The 14,083-nt window shown below is 64.7% G+C and carries 13 protein-coding genes; 8 read left to right on the forward strand and 5 right to left on the reverse strand.

All coding sequences use genetic code 11. The features are described from left to right. Positions 1–181 precede the first annotated feature (181 nt). Entirely contained in the window at positions 182–505 is a 324-nt protein-coding gene (locus MXF70_RS01425) for a DMT family transporter (RefSeq protein WP_248516805.1), read from the forward strand. 44 nt (positions 506–549) lie between these two features. On the opposite strand, the gene MXF70_RS01430 is transcribed toward MXF70_RS01425, so the two are convergent. The 3 genes from MXF70_RS01430 to MXF70_RS01440 all read right to left on the reverse strand — a co-directional run bounded on the left by MXF70_RS01430 (position 550) and on the right by MXF70_RS01440 (position 3,600). Further along, positions 550–1,326, reverse strand: a complete 777-nt coding sequence (locus MXF70_RS01430) for a dolichyl-phosphate hexose transferase (protein ID WP_510631683.1) — start codon at positions 1,324–1,326, stop codon at positions 550–552. 100 nt (positions 1,327–1,426) lie between these two features. Continuing rightward, positions 1,427–3,061 (reverse strand): GMC family oxidoreductase, encoded by a 1,635-nt coding sequence (locus tag MXF70_RS01435; RefSeq protein ID WP_248516806.1) that lies wholly within the window; start codon positions 3,059–3,061, stop codon positions 1,427–1,429. Continuing rightward, entirely contained in the window at positions 3,058–3,600 is a 543-nt protein-coding gene (locus tag MXF70_RS01440; RefSeq protein ID WP_248516807.1) for a gluconate 2-dehydrogenase subunit 3 family protein, read from the reverse strand. Before MXF70_RS01440 ends, MXF70_RS01435 begins: the two co-directional genes overlap by 4 nt. Positions 3,601–3,655: 55 nt before the next feature. On the opposite strand from MXF70_RS01440, the gene MXF70_RS01445 reads away from it, so the two are divergent. From MXF70_RS01445 to MXF70_RS01465, 5 genes are all read left to right on the forward strand, one after another. Continuing rightward, positions 3,656–5,254 (forward strand): ABC transporter permease, encoded by a 1,599-nt coding sequence (locus tag MXF70_RS01445; protein WP_248516808.1) that lies wholly within the window; start codon positions 3,656–3,658, stop codon positions 5,252–5,254. 186 nt (positions 5,255–5,440) lie between these two features. After that, positions 5,441–5,722, forward strand: coding sequence for a 50S ribosomal protein L44e (locus MXF70_RS01450; RefSeq protein ID WP_248516809.1), 282 nt, complete (start codon positions 5,441–5,443; stop codon positions 5,720–5,722). Between the two features lie 2 nt (positions 5,723–5,724). Then, positions 5,725–5,910, forward strand: coding sequence for a 30S ribosomal protein S27e (locus MXF70_RS01455; protein ID WP_248516810.1), 186 nt, complete (start codon positions 5,725–5,727; stop codon positions 5,908–5,910). Continuing rightward, positions 5,907–6,704 (forward strand): translation initiation factor IF-2 subunit alpha, encoded by a 798-nt coding sequence (locus MXF70_RS01460; RefSeq protein WP_248516811.1) that lies wholly within the window; start codon positions 5,907–5,909, stop codon positions 6,702–6,704. The genes MXF70_RS01455 and MXF70_RS01460 overlap by 4 nt, the downstream gene beginning before the upstream one ends. 38 nt (positions 6,705–6,742) lie before the next feature. Beyond that, positions 6,743–6,919, forward strand: a complete 177-nt coding sequence (locus tag MXF70_RS01465; RefSeq protein WP_248516812.1) for an RNA-protein complex protein Nop10 — start codon at positions 6,743–6,745, stop codon at positions 6,917–6,919. A 111-nt stretch (positions 6,920–7,030) separates the two neighbouring features. Here MXF70_RS01465 and MXF70_RS01470 read toward each other — a convergent pair whose 3' ends face one another. Both MXF70_RS01470 and MXF70_RS01475 read right to left on the reverse strand, forming a co-directional pair. Further along, positions 7,031–7,960 carry a DUF368 domain-containing protein gene (locus MXF70_RS01470; RefSeq protein WP_248516813.1) on the reverse strand — a complete coding sequence of 310 codons (930 nt, stop codon included), beginning with the start codon at positions 7,958–7,960 and terminating at the stop codon, positions 7,031–7,033. A gap of 4 nt (positions 7,961–7,964) precedes the next feature. Beyond that, on the reverse strand, positions 7,965–11,072 hold the full coding sequence (locus MXF70_RS01475) for an oligosaccharyl transferase, archaeosortase A system-associated (protein WP_248516814.1): 3,108 nt from the start codon (positions 11,070–11,072) through the stop codon (positions 7,965–7,967). A gap of 123 nt (positions 11,073–11,195) precedes the next feature. Here MXF70_RS01475 and aglG point away from each other — a divergent pair, with 123 nt between their 5' ends. Then, positions 11,196–12,116 (forward strand): glucosyl-dolichyl phosphate glucuronosyltransferase, encoded by a 921-nt coding sequence (gene aglG / locus MXF70_RS01480; RefSeq protein ID WP_248516815.1) that lies wholly within the window; start codon positions 11,196–11,198, stop codon positions 12,114–12,116. A 3-nt stretch (positions 12,117–12,119) separates the two neighbouring features. Then, positions 12,120–13,262, forward strand: coding sequence for a glycosyltransferase family 4 protein (locus MXF70_RS01485; RefSeq protein ID WP_248516816.1), 1,143 nt, complete (start codon positions 12,120–12,122; stop codon positions 13,260–13,262). Positions 13,263–14,083: the final 821 nt, after the last annotated feature.

The following is a 14,083-nucleotide window of genomic DNA, read 5'->3' on the forward strand; positions in this document are numbered from 1 at the left end:
CGACGAGTACGACGACCCTGGTTCACGTTCGGCGAAGGTGCGAGTGTCGCGGATCGGGCCGAAAACTCCGATGAGCGCCGGTTCGGCGCCACATCGGAAGCGTGTATTCGGTCGTAACATCGGCCGCGGACCACCACCGAACAGAACCTATAGACGGATCCGTGTGGTACGAGCAAGAGGCATGTCCTGGTATATCCTGCTCCTGGCTGGTCTGTTCGAAATCGGCTGGGCGATCGGGCTCGAGTACTCCGATGGACTCACGAAGCCGGTCCCGACGCTGGGCACTGCCCTCGCGCTCGTGGTCAGCATGCTGTTGCTGGCTCAGGCCGTGAAGGACCTCCCGATCGGCACGGCCTACGCCGTCTGGACGGGTATCGGGGCTGTCGGAACGGCCTCACTGGGGATCGTCATCTTCGACGAACCAGCCACCCTCTTTCGGCTGGGGTTCATCGGCGTCATCGTCGTCGGGATCGTCGGCCTCCATGCGACGTCTGGCGGCCATTGAACCGACGTTGCACCGATCGATCGCTGCGATCCGTGGCCGGGGCGTTACCGGACTCGTTCCTGAACGCAGACCTTGACGATCGACTTCAGGATAGCCGCGCCGCCCTGGATCGGGTCTAGCTTCGTCTCGCCAGCGCGCTCGCGGTAGGGAATGGGCCGCTCCCGGACGTCGTAGCCGCGCATGAGCGGGCGGATCAGCAGCTCTGCGGAGAGTCCGGTGTTCTCCGTCCACTCGATGGCCTCGATGACCTCCTTGCTGTAGGCGCGCATGCCGGTCGTCGTGTCGTGGACGCGGCGGAGCATGAGCGCGCTGGCGACGAGCGCGAACACCTGATTGCCGAAGCGGTTGAATCCGGGCATCGCGTCGGCGCCGGGCGAGATCCGGTCGCCGCTGACGACGTCGGCGCCGTCGTTGATTTCCGCGAGGAACTCGGGGAGCTTCTCCATCGGATAGGTGTCGTCGCAGTCCGTGGTGACGACGATCGGGCGATCGGGCGCGTGGATCGCAGCGGAGACGGCGACGCCGTACCCCTGGGGCTCCTGCTCGATGACGGTCGCGCCGTGCTCGCGGGCGATTTCGGGCGTGCGATCCGAAGAGCCGTCGACGCAGACGACCTCGGCCTTGCCGTCGGTAATCTCCTCGACGTCCTCGAGCACGGTGGCGATGGCTTCTTCTTCGTTGTAAGTGCCCATCACGACCGCGAGATCGTCGAAGGTGTACTGGTCGTCTCCCGCAGCGGTACCGCCATCGTCGGTCTCGCGGGGCTCACTCTCCACGGCGTCATCGCCCGCATCGTCCGTAGCGGCCGCGTGCTTACTCATTACGACCGACTCACGAGCGCCCACGGTTAAGCTTTTAGGTTTGCCTAAAACGTGGGGGACCCCCACGCACCGGTGGGCTTCGAAAGCACAGACGGCCAGCTCAGAGCGACTCGTCAACGTGATCGGCGGTCTTCAGAGCAAGCGCGGCGATCGTCAGCGTCGGGTTGAGCGCGCCACCGGTCGGGAAGACGCTGCTTGAGGCGATCCAACAGTTCTCGAGGTCGTGGGTCCGGAGGCTGGCGTCGACCACACTCTCGGCGGGATCGGTCCCCATCCGCGTCGTGCCCATGTGGTGGTAGGCGGGGCCGGTGGCGTCAGGGCCGACGGTCCAGGTGATCTCCGCACCGAGCGCGTCGAGGATTTCGTGTTGGACCTCGTTCGCGCGCTCGATCGTGCGCCGGGCGCGATCGCCGATCGACCAGTGGACGTCGGGCACGGGGTTGCCGTGGTCGTCGGTCCGGTCGGGATCGAGGCCCACGTAGCTCTCGGATCGCGGAAGCTGCTCGACGAGCCCGCCGACGGCGACGTTGGTGCCGTAAGACTCCTGGAGCCGTCCAAGCAGCTCGTCGCCCCAGTCGTCGCCGGTGAGCGCCTGCTCCACGGGCGAGGGGCCGGCGTAGTTGAGAAACTCGAGCTTGAACGGCCCCACGCCTTCGTCCGCGTCGTCGTAGAACTGGTGGGATTCGCTGGTCATGAATCCGACGTGGTTCTGTCGCGTCGGCTCGTCGAGCACGCCGCCCGCGCCGGCGAAGAGGTGGTCCATGAAGTAGCGCCCGACCGCACCGCTGGAGTTCGCGAGCCCGTCGGGGTAGTGCTCGGAGTCCGATAGCAGGAGGAGTCGCGGCGTTTCGACGCCGCCGGCAGCGATAACGAAGGCCGAGGCCTCCTGTCGGTGCTCCTCGCCGTCGGGCGTCGCGTAGATCGCGGCCTCGATCCGGTCGGGACCGTGGTCGAGGCGCTGGACCGGGGCGCGGTCGACGACGGTCGCGCCGCGCTCGGCCGCGCGATCGGCGTGGACGGTCGCGTCGTACTTCGCGCCGGAGGGACAGACGGGCTGGCACGTGCCGTAGCCGACGCACTGGCTTCGGCCGTCGTAGCTCTCGGAGTTCCGCGCGTTCGGCACGGAGTGCATCGCGATCTCGGCCTCTTCACAGGCCTCGGCGAACAGGCTATCGCTGTAGGAGGGCGGGAAGGCCGGCATCGGGTAGGGCTCCTCCCGGGGCGGCGCGAAGGGGTTGTCGTCCGCCCCCGCGACGCCCAGTTCCGTCTCCGCCTCGGCGTAGTACGGGCGGAGGTCCGCGTAGTCCATCGGCCAGTCCGGGCCGACGCCGCGTGCGCTCCCGGAGTTGAAATCGTCCTCGTGGAGGCGCATCACCATCCCCTGCCAGTGGAGCGTCGAGCCGCCGACTCCCTTCGAACGGGCCTGGTTCAGCGGGTAGAACTGCTCGCCCGTGGATGCGTAGGCGTCGCGCTCGCCGCCACCGTCCCAGACGTCCGGTCGATCGTAGGCGGGACGAATCGCCCGCTCCATCCGTTCGATCCGCTCGGAATCGTCGAATTGCGGGCCAGCGTCGAGCACGACGACCTCGTGGCCGCGGGCGGCGAGCCGGTCGGCGACGAGCGAGCCCGCGGGACCGGCGCCGACTACGCAGACGTCCGCACCAGAGACCGGCGAGCGGTCGACGTCGTCCGCCGCCGATCCGCTCCCGCCCGCAGTGGTGCTCGTCTCACTCATCCGTTCGGGCCTCGCTGGTAGCTCTCGAGCCCGCCGGGGTGGCCCTGCGGATTCTCGATGCCGACGAGTTCGCCACCTGTCGGCGACGCGTAGAGTGCGAGCAAGAGGTCGTTCACGACGTAGTAGCGAATCCGCTCGGCGGCACTGCCGTCGGGCGCCTCGTCGACGCCGTCCGCGCCGGTCTCGCGAAGGAGCGCGTCGCGATCCGCGGGCGGAAGCTCGGCGACGGGATCGTCGTACCACGCCCGCCCGAGCTCGTCGAGATTTGCCACCGCGCGTCGGAGTCCGTCGCCGTGGCCCTCGCGGTCGAGTCGCCCGGCGAGGAACCCTTCGACGAACTCGCCGATTCCCTCGACCTCGCTGGGATAGACCACTTCGGCGACGGCGACCATCGCGTCCCGGACTGCACCGTCGCTGGCGAGATCGGCCTCCTCTGGGTCCTCCGAGTCCCGCTGCCACTGTCTGGCACCGAGTGCGACCGCACCGCCGGATCCCAGCGCCGCCAGCGCCGCTGCGGCGTCCCGCCTGGTCAGCTGCACGCGGGAGATTAGGCAAACCTAAACCTTATACCCGTTGAAACTGCTTCGTGGACGTATGTCGGTGCGCGAGCGGCTGGGCAGATCTGCGGAGGAGCGACCGCCACTGCCGTTGCTCGCGCTCAGTGGCGTGATCGCGGCCGTCGTGGTGTTTCCGCTGGGCTGGCTGCTGGTGATGGCCGCGGGGATCGATCCGGACACTGCCTGGGAGTTGACGACCAGCGAGGGCGCCCGCGAGGTGCTGGTCAACAGTATCTACCTGATGGTCGGCGTCACGGTCGGATCTATCCTGCTGGGCGTCCCGCTCGCGTATCTCACCGTTCGGACGAACCTTCCATTCCGCCGGTTCTGGACGATCGTCGTCGCACTCCCGCTCGTGATTCCGAGCTACGTCGGCGCGTTCACGGCCGTCTCGGCGTTCGGGCCACGTGGCGAGTTCCAGAACGCGCTCGCGCCACTCGGCGTCGAGGAGATACCGGAGATCTACGGCCTCCCGGGCGCCATCCTCGTCATCACGCTCTACACCTACCCCTACGTCTACCTCACGACCCGTGCAGCGCTGTTGACCGTCGACGCGAGACTCATCGACGCGGCGCGGACGCTCAACCACGGCCGGCTCTCGGCGTTCTGGCGGGTGACGCTGCCACAGATCCGGCCGGCGATCGGCGCAGGAGCGCTGCTGGCTGCACTGTACGCGATCTCGGATTTCGGAACGCCGTCGATCATGCGGCTGCCGGTGTTCACCCGCGAGATCTACCGGGAGTTCAACATCTCGGGGCTGACCGAGGCGGCGGTGTTGTCGCTCCAGCTCCTCGCGCTCGTCGTGGTGGTGCTCGTCCTCGAACGCTGGATTTCGAAGGGAGGCACCGAGAGCGAGGGCGAGACGGGCCGCGGCCGGCCGGTCAGACTCGGGCGCTGGCGATGGCCGGCGATGGCGTTCCCGGCCGCCGTGGCGAGTCTCGCACTCGTCGTCCCGCTCTGGATCCTCTTCCAGTGGCTCACGAGCCCCGGGACGACCCGACGCCAGGATCTGGCCTTCGAGTGGGCGATGGCGTCGAACTCCGTCCAGATATCCTTCGCCGCCGCGGTGATCGCGGCGCTTGCGGCGATCCCGATCGGCTATCTCTCCGCCCACCACGACTCCCGGCTCGGCGACCTCTTCGAACGAGGGACGTACCTCGGGTTCGCCGTGCCCGGCGTCGTGCTCGGGCTTGCCCTCGTCTACTTCGGCACCCGGCTGGTGCCCTGGGCCTACCAGGCGCTGCCGCTGTTGATCTTCGGCTACGTGGTCCGGTTCCTGCCCGAGGCCGTCGGCAACGTTCGCTCGACGTCGCTCCAGGTCGACTCGCGGCTCGTGGAGGCGGCCAGGACGCTCGGCGACTCGCCGCTCCGGGCCTTCCGGCGGGTGACGCTCCCGCAGATCCTGCCAGGGATCGTCGCGGGCGGCGCGCTCGTCTTCCTCACGACGATGAAGGAGCTGCCGATCACGCTGATGATCAAGCCGACGGAGTTCGAGACGATCGCGACGCAGATCTGGCGCGCCCAGGACGCGGCCTACTACCAGTACGCCGCTATGCCGGCGTTCATTCTCATGGTGATCTCCGGGCTCTCGATGGTCGTCCTGCTCCTCTCGGGGAGCGGCGACCGGGATCTGTGAACGGGCGGCGGGTGACGAGCGACTGGGCAGCGGATGGACGAGCGACCGGGCGTCTGGGTGGCTCAGCGAAACGGAAACGAACACTACCCAACACAGAGCGGAGACGAACCGCGCCCCAACGGACCGGGGGCGAACCGTAGGGGGTTTAAGCCACGCCACGCAACCAATTCCCCAAGGTGATTACGCATGGAGATGCCACGCCGCTTTAACACGTACTGCCCGCACTGTAAGGCACATCACGAGCACGAGGTCGAGAAGGTCCGATCCGGTCGTACGACCGGCCTCAAGTGGGACGCGCGCCGACAGCGCGCCGGCCGAAAAGGCATCGGGAACCGCGGTCGGTTCTCGAAGGTCCCCGGTGGCGACAAGCCCACCAAGAAGACCGACCTCAAATACCGCTGTGGCGACTGCGGCAAGGCGCATCTCCGCGAGGGATGGCGTGCCGGTCGTCTGGAGTTCCAGGAGTAACGATGGCGGGAGATTTCCTCCGGGTCGAATGCCCGGACTGTGAGAACGAGCAGGTCGTCTTCGGCAAGGCCGCCAGCGAGGTCGTCTGCGCCGTCTGTGGCACCACGCTCGCGACGCCGACCGGCGGCCTGTCGACGCTCGACGCCGAGATCCTCGAGGTCGTCGAGTCCCGGGAGTCCCACACATGAAGTACAGCGGCTGGCCCGAGCCCGGCGAGCTGGTCGTCGGCGAAATCGACGAGATCGAGGACTTCGGCGTGTTCGTCGACCTCAAGGAGTACGAGGACAAGCGCGGGCTGGTCCACATCAGTGAGGTCGCCTCCGGCTGGATCAAGAACGTCCGCGACCACGTCCAGGAGGGCCAGACCGTCGTCGCGAAGGTCCTCGACGTCGACGAGTCCAGCCAGCAGATCGACCTTTCGATCAAGGACGTCAACGACCACCAGCGCTCGGACACCATCCAGGAGTGGAAGAACGAGCAAAAGGCCGACAACTGGATGGAGATCGCCTTCCCCGAGGGCGACGACGAGGACCTCACCGAGGTTGCGAACGCGCTCCTGGCCGAGTACGGCACGCTGTACGAGGCCTTCGAGGAGTCCGCGATCCGCGGGCACGAGGCCCTGGAGAGCGTCGATCTCGACGACGACGAAATCGACGCAATCGTCGAGGCCGCACGCGATAACGTCTCCGTTCCCTACGTCACCGTCACCGGCTACGTCGACCTCGAGTCACCCGGCACCGACGGCGTCGACGACGTGAAGGAGGCGCTGCAGGCCGCAGAGGGCAACGGCGAAGTCCCCGACGAGGTCGACCTCGAAGTCACCTACGTCGGCTCGCCCGAGTACCGACTGCGCGTGCAGGCGCCCAACTACAAGACCGCGGAGCGCGAGCTCGAAGAGAGTGGCGCGCGGGCGGTCGACGCCATCGAAGGCATCGGTGGCGCGGGCGAGTTCCACCGAGATCGTCGGACGGAAGACGAGTAGCGCGACAGCGTCCGAAGGCGGCCAGCGTCTCCATTTCGATGAAATCCGACATTCACGTCTGCTCGGCCTGGAAATCCACCCACGAGCGCCCGGTCTACACACTTGGCGACGTCTGTCCCGAGTGTGGCGCCGAGGCCGTCAACAGCGCGCCAGCGCCGTTCTCCCCGGAGGATCGCTACGGCGAGTACCGGCGAAAGGCGCGGCGATCGGAGTAGTCGGACTGTTTCTATCGGTAGCTTCGGAGAGAACGGTTCGTGAGGATCCCTAGACGAGGGACTACCGGAGCAAAGTGCCAGCAAAAATCGGATTCCAGCGCTCAAGAGTCACTACACGTAGTCCAGGTCGTTCGTCACGGCGTCGAACGCCGTCACGAGGATGGCGCCGACGATCGCGACGACGACCGCCGCGACGACCTCCACGGCGGAGCCACTCATCGCGTTCCCGGCCATGCGGCCAGGTGGGTAGAGCCCGCCGGCCATCAGCCCGACGAGGACGGCGATCGTCGTCGCGCGGTCGCGCTCGAGTGCGCGATCGACCAGCCGACCGATCGTGAGGAGGCCGATGACCGCCCCCGAACAGAAGGCGACGACGACCACAGCCGGATCGACGATCGTCTCGGGAGCATCTCCGGTCGCGATGCCGACGATCGCCGAGAGGAACTCGTCGAGCTTGCCGAGAAGGTACTCGTACTGGCCGAGAATCAGGAGGAGCAGGGCTCCAGAGAGCCCGGGCAACACCATGGCAGAGATCGCGATCGCGCCTGCGACGAAGACGAACAGCGGCGATGGCTCCGCGAGGCTGACCGTGACCGTCGCGACGGCGACCACGAGTGCAGCCGCGGCGGTGGCGAGGGCGGCCCGCACCCGCGTCCAGGGGACGTCACGGCCGATCAACACGACCGACGCGGCGATCAGCCCGACGAAGAACGAGCCTGTGAGCGCACGATGGTCCTCCAGCGCGATCGGAATCAGCTGGGAGAGCACGACCACTGCCGAGATCATCCCCGTGCCGAGGACGAGCAGGAAGGTGAGATCCATCTCCCGCCAGGCCTCGACGAACGCTGCACGCGACTCGGGGTCGTGCGGCCGCAGCAGGTGCAAGAGCGGTGCCGGATGGAGTGTGGCGATCGCGGCGATGAGCCGGTCGTAGATGCCGGCGATGAGCGCGACGGTCCCGCCGGAGACGCCAGGGACCATGTCGGCGGTCCCCATGGCAGCCCCTTTCAGCGCAGTCGTGAGGGCGTCGCGTGGCTCCACGGTGTTACCCCGCGAACGGTAGGTCGGTAGGTAGATCGGTGATCGAACGTACCGACGCTTCGAGACTGTCGCCGAGCGCGTCCTGGCCCACTGTGAGCGCCTCGTTCGGGGCAAGCGCCGCCCAGTCGGTGGCGGTCACGGCCGTCGAGGTGGACATTGACGTTGATGCGGCCGTAGAGGCCGAGGCGGTTGGGGAAACCGGGGACCCGGTCACCGGTGCCGCGCTGGAGCCAGATGCTGAGGAAATGCTCGTCGAGGCGCCACTCGCAGTGTCGGTCGAAGAGCCACTCGCAGTATCCGTCGATGAGCCGCTGACGGCGTCGGTGCTCGTCTCGTTGCCGGTGCTCTGGTTCCCACCGTTGGTGCCATCAGTTCCGTTCGTCTCGACCTCTTCGAGATCGACGTCGATCGTCTCGCCGTCGTAGACCGCCTGCTCGGTGACCGAGACGTTCTCGGCCTCCGCCGTGACGTTAACGAAGGTACCGGAGCTGACAGTGTAGCTGCCGTTGGCGATCACGGAGCTGTTGGTGTAACCGTCGTCGGGGCCGAGGCCGTTCGTCGTCGCGTAGGGCACCGTGATCTCGAACTGCCCGCTCTCACCGACGACCGTGGCCTGGGCGTACGTGAACGTGCGGCCGGTGTTTGTTTCCAGTTGGACGGAGGCCTGCACCGTATGGTTGGGTTCGGCTTCTCCGGTGAGCGTCGCGCCCTCGACCCGCTCGAAGGTCTTGACAGCAGACTCCGAACGAACGTCGTACGGGACGAAGCTCCCGCCCGGGCTGTTGATCGAGTTGTAGACGCCGGGGTAGTACTGCTGGAGCGTCCCGATGTCGATCCCCGTCAGACCGGTGCTCCGGAGGCCGTTCTCCGTCTGCTGGGCGACGGAGAGGACGGTCGACTGCGTCGGACTTTCATAGACCAGCCGGTAGTGCTCCAGCGCGTCGGCGTCAGCCTGACCGACGGTGCTGCCGTCGTTGAAGTACATCCGGCTGAGCATCGTGCTGTCGTACTGTTCGTTCAGCGCCTGTAGCGAGACGCTGTCGTTGCCCGCCGGGAACTCCTGGAGACTCGTGTACGCCGACGCACCTGGGCCGGTCCACTCCGTAATCGCGCTAAACTTCCCGCCGACCATCTGATCGTCGATCATGACGTAGCGAGTCTCTTCGCCCGCCTCCTGCTCGGTGCGAGCGTCGATGGCGGCCTGGAGCTCTGACTCGTTGGCGCCGTAGAGCTGGCCCCCGCTGATTTCGTCCGAGGGGAGCGCCTCCAGATACATGTTGGCGCGCGTCTCATTGGTTTCCTGGAAGTAGGAGCTCGCGGTACGCGGCCCTTCCTGGAACGGATTCGCGATCGGTATTCGCTCTCCCTCGACGGTGATCCAGTGGCCGTAGTCCCACCACGACATCACGCCGTAGGCCCCTTCGGGATACTCGTAGTCGTTGATCTCGTCGTAGGGGCCGTAGTAGCTCATCTCGTTGTCTGCACCGCCGAAGGTCCCCGGTTCCGGGGTGTTTTCCTCCATCCAGTCGAGGTTGTCCTGCCAGAAGGCGACGCTACCTGGACCGTTGTTTTCGGACTGCTCCGCGGCCGTCGTGGCTGCGATCGGCGAGGCGATTGGCACGAAGAGGATCGTGAGGACCGCGAGCACGGTCAGTACGTGATAGGCCTCGACGTTCTCGATCGTTTGCAAGGACGGGAGCGAAGCCAGCTCGAGCGCCTGGACGACGAGCCAGCCGTTGAGCACGGCGACGGCGAGAACGAGATAGTAGTGGAACCGGGTCTGGGACATCGCCATCGAGAACACGAAGGCAGACCAGACCACGATCAGGAGATAGTCCGACCGGGGCCTGTCGGCGAGCGTAGCACGCACGGTCATCACGGCGGCAGCTGCGAGTGCTGTAAAGAACGTGAACCCGTAACCGTCGTAGAACTTCTCACCGAAGTTGTCCCAGCCCGTCGGCTGAGCCTCGGAGACGGTCCCGAGCGTGTCGGATTGACCCATCGGCACGACGCGGGAAATGCCGCCCTCGAGAGAAGCCCAGGCCTCCGGAAGGAGGAACCACATGACTGCAAGACCGAGGACGACCAGCGAACCGACGGCGGCCGGATAGAGGTTGGGATCGTACCCTTCGTCGTCCCAGAACCGCGAGAGTGCAGCCATCACGACACAGCCGACAGCGACCCCGAGAAGAATGACCACCTGCAGTAAGGACATCTGTGCACTCGAAAACTCAAGCGAGAGCGTCCACGGGAGGATCGTCAGTGCCGCTACGGTCATCGAAATCGCGCCCGCGAACGCGAGATGCTCCGGGCTCTCGCCGCGGACGACCAGGAGACTCATCGCAACTAGGAAGAAGACCCCGAATATGCCACCAAGAACTATCCCAGGAGCCCACACGTGTAGGTAGAGACCCATCACGACGCCTGCAGCTGCACTCGCCTGGAGCGTCGGTCGAAGGCCGTCCCAGTCACGATCAAGGAGCTGCTCGTACACGGGACGCTCGCGACGTACCGTGTCCAGGGCGTAGAGCATGGCCAGGATCGCAGCGGCCATCATGAACGCCTCGGCGACGTGGTGATCGTAGAATCCGGCGGTGCTGCGTCGGACCCACGAATTCTGTGGAACGAGTGCGAGCACTGCGGCCGCGGTGATACCACCGATTCGGTGACCACTCAGCCGATTGCCGATGCAGTAGACCAAGAATACGCAGAGGGCACCGATGACGGCCGGCGCCAGAACGGCGACGATAGCGACCTGACGCGCGGAGGGATCGCCGAGACCGACGACGAGCGCAACTGTCGCAACCGTCTGGTCCATGAGGCTACCGAAATTGCCGACGTTACCGCCGAATGGGAAGTGGGTCCACGCGTCGCCGTAGAGTCGACGTGGCCAGTTCTCGACGCTGTACATCGTCGCACGGTAGTGATAGTACGGGTCGTTACCACCGAAATAGACCGTATCGGATTGAACGAAATGGTCGTATGCGCGTGTGCGGAACCACAACATCACCCCGAGAATCGCAGCGAGGAGGGGCACGTGATACCAATCATGGAGACGGTCGAGGACGGCCTCAGACTCCGACCGTCCATCCTGCTCGGCGTCGGCGCTCATTACCGTGGCCCAGTCCCAACGCGCGAATAAACTTTGTGAAACGACGGGCGCGGATCGCCGAGTCCAGTTGCGGTATCCCGAAACGCACAATGCTTATTCGCAAGCGACCGAAACCCGCGGTCGATGAGAGTTTCGGTCGTCGTCTGCGTCTACTCGATGGAACGCTTCGACGACCTCGTCGAATGCGTCGAGAGTCTGCTCGCTCAGACGTACGACGACGTGGAAGTCGTGGTCGTCGTCGACGGAACTGTGTCAGTCTTCGACCGTGTAGAGCACCAGTTCGACGAAACCTCCAACGTGGTTCTCCACTGTAACGAGGAGAACGTCGGATTGCTCGAAAGTCGTAACACCGGTGCAGAGCTGGCCTCCGGTGACGTGGTCGCGTTTATCGACGACGACGCTGTGGCAGACGAACAGTGGATCGAGAAGCTCGTGAACTCATACGAGGAGCAGGACGCAATCGCTGTCGGCGGAAAGATGACGCCGCTGTGGGTCGACGGGAAGCCCGGATTTCTTCCTGAAGAGTTCTACTGGCTCATCGGTGTGACCCACCGAGGGTTCGCGGACGGGGCGGGAGAAGTCCGGAATACCTTCGGATCCAACATTTCCTTCGACAGAGAAGTCTTTCTGGAGCTGGGTGGCTTCGACGCCGAGATCGGTGGGCGGAAAGGCGATTCGAACTTGCAGGGTGGAGAGACTGAGTTGTGTGCCCGGCTTCGAGAAGACTACGGTGAAGGGGTGTGGTACAATCCGCAGGCCGAGGTAGGCCACAAGGTCTTCGAGTACCGGACGAAACCGCGATGGCTGGTCGACCGGGCGTTCTGGCAGGGGTACTCGAAGCGGGCGATGGAAGTACTGGTCCCGAACACAGGGGGGACGGAATCCGACTATCTCCGAGACCTCGTCTTTCGCTCGACGCCACGACGGCTTCGCGGCGTCCTGAGCAAAGATGCGAAGCGTCAGGCAGTTCAGCTCTTGATGTTGTGGGTGTTGACGGCCGCAGTCGGGCTGGGCTATCTCTACGCGTTCCGACGGTGGCGATGACCGATGACTGATGATCTCCCATCGGTCTGCGTCGTGACACACCCGTTGGGAGCAGCCGGAGAGAACGCGACGCGAACGTTGCTCGACATCCTTTCGGCCGTGACCGCGGTATCGCTAGTGACAGCAGACCTTCCAGCAGGCTCATCGATCAGGGACGACCACGAAGTCGTGGAACTGACCAAGCGTGGCGCCAGCCAGTCAAACGTCGCGATCGCTGCCGTGAGATTTCTCGTGAATCAGTTCAGGATGTGCCGGGCAATTCAGCAGCGCGACGAAGACGTCATCCTCTTCTTTGGCGCCACAGCGTACCTCCTTCCGGTGCTCTTCGCCCGGGCCGTGGGAAAGACCGTAGTCGTAGAACCACGAGGCGACGTTCCATTGACGCTTCGATTGAGCTGGGAGCGACAAATGCCGGGGGCGCTGGCCAGACTCCTCGTCCTGCCAGTGGAGCTGCTCGAGCGGGGGAGCTACAGGGCGAGCGACGCGATCATCACCTACACACCGGGGATGGCAACCGAACTTGGGCTGGATCGGTACGAATCGAAGCTCTACACGACCGGAGCCCGGTACGTGAATACCGATCGGTTCGACGTTCGCGTTCCCTTCGACGAGCGGCCCCGTACGGTAGGGTTTGTGGGGAGGATTGCGGAGGAGAAGGGCATCCGGACGCTCGCTGAGGTGGCCAAGCAGCTTCCCAAGGACGTGACCTTCCGGTTCGTTGGCGAGGGCCCGCTCAGTCCGTGGCTCGAAGCGGAGCTTGTCGACGAAATTGCGGCCGGGACAGTGGAAACAACGGGATGGGTCGATCACGACGAGATCCCCGAACAGCTCAACTCGCTTCGCCTGCTCGTCATGCCGTCGCGTCCAACCGAGGGACTTCCAACGACCATTCTCGAGGCGATGGCCTGTGGGACGCCAGCGTTCGCAACGCCAGTTTCGGGAGTTCCGGACGTGGTGCAGGACGGCGAGACCGGTCTCGCGATGGGCGACGAGTCGCCCGGCGCAATCGCCGACGCGATCATGGAATCGCTCTCGGCGGACGCGCTCGAACCGATGAGCGGCCGTGCGCGGACACTGATCGAGGAGGAGTACAGCTTCGAGGCGGCTGTGGAGCGCTACCGGACGATTCTCTCGCAGTTGGACTGAGGCGACTGAGGAAGGACCGTCCTCCCCACAATTACTCAGGTTGTGTGAGGCGGGTCGAGACTTCATCTTCGGGTTCCAGCGTCGCCGTCGAACGGCAGAGACTCCTGTTCAACCGCGGGGTGTATCGAGAACGAGAGAGATTAATCGTCGTAGGGGAATACTCCGCAACACCGACATATCCGAAACACCTACCCCCTCGCCCCGCACGGTCCCGCTTGTGATCGACGCGAGTACGGCGGTGCTTTCTCCGCTGCAGGCCGAAATTCCAGGACTCGGCAACACCGCCTTGCAGCTTTTCCTCATAATCGTCACCCTACTCGTCTTCGTTTGGGGTTCGGACGTTACCGGACGAACTTCTCTCGAACGGAGTTGTTCGTAGCGACTGCGATCTCACTCGGTATTCTGACCGTCGGCGTGTTTCCAACCGTCTTCGGAATCATCGGAGATGTCCTCAACGTCGAACGGCGATCACTGGTCGTTGCCCTGATTGCGAGCACGGTTTTCGCATTACTGATCCTATACTCGAGGGCGCTGCTACGGGACAACAAGCTGGCGATCGGACATGAAATATGACATAGTCCCAACCATTGTTATAGATTCTGGTGCGTGTGTTTACACGGTAGTAAATTGACGCCCCATACAACCCTTTTCAATTTCCCTATAATGCAAATTGAAGGTGTACCTCAGTCTATAATGGAACTCATAATTATTAGCACAGATAGTGTTTTCAGCAATTACAACAGAGATAAGACTGCCATTCAGCACAAATATCCTTTTCCACCCATATACGTCCGATAGAAGCGAAACATACTGCCCACACA

The sequence above is a fragment of the Salinarchaeum laminariae genome, assembly GCF_023204835.1.
GTDB lineage: Archaea > Halobacteriota > Halobacteria > Halobacteriales > Salinarchaeaceae > Salinarchaeum > Salinarchaeum laminariae.